Annotated in this window: 1 protein-coding gene; it reads right to left on the bottom strand. The window is 43.1% G+C overall.

Annotation, left to right across the window (positions count from 1 at the left end):
• Positions 1–359 (bottom strand): superoxide dismutase family protein (locus NO989_RS21905; protein ID WP_371343206.1); only part of this gene is annotated, 359 nt, incomplete at its 3' end.
• Between the last annotated feature and the right edge of the window lie 232 nt (positions 360–591).

The following is a 591-nucleotide window of genomic DNA, read 5'->3' as shown; positions in this document are numbered from 1 at the left end:
TCGCCCTCGTGACCCTTCTCAGACCAAGGAGCACGGTGTTTACCGGTACCTTCTGGATCGAAATGGCCGCCCGCTGCACCGCCCAACACTTTTTTTCCATCTTTCATTGCTGGTGAACAATCACCATTTTGATGAACATGAAAGCCATGGGCGCCTGGCGTTAATCCTGAAAGTTTTGGCGTAAATACTACACCGTCATCATCATAACTGCTCACCAATACTGAGCCCATGCTCATCCCTGTTTCCAGGTTATTCATTATCACTTCTTTTCCATCGCTATCATGATGGCCTGCGAAACTGCTCGCACTTAACATTAATGTCAGTGAGCCTGCTAAGGTAGATAATAAACGTTTCTTCATCGTGTTCTCCTTCACTCAATTATTAACTAATTTGTTAAAAGCATTGAATTTAGATGAGCATAAAGTGAACCATTATGGCGCATAACTCAGGGATACTACGCAAGACTATGAATACTAGGGCGTTGAAGCGACAACCGAGTTGTGTGTTAGCGCATAGCTACTGGCATTTACGGAAATCATTATATTGGTTACGTGAAAAAGTTACCGACCATTACCTTATCTTTTTGGCTTT

This window comes from Alteromonas sp. DY56-G5, assembly GCF_041414725.1.
Taxonomy (GTDB): Bacteria; Pseudomonadota; Gammaproteobacteria; order Enterobacterales; family Alteromonadaceae; genus Alteromonas; species Alteromonas macleodii.
This window is presented reverse-complemented; position numbering and strand designations above follow the sequence as displayed.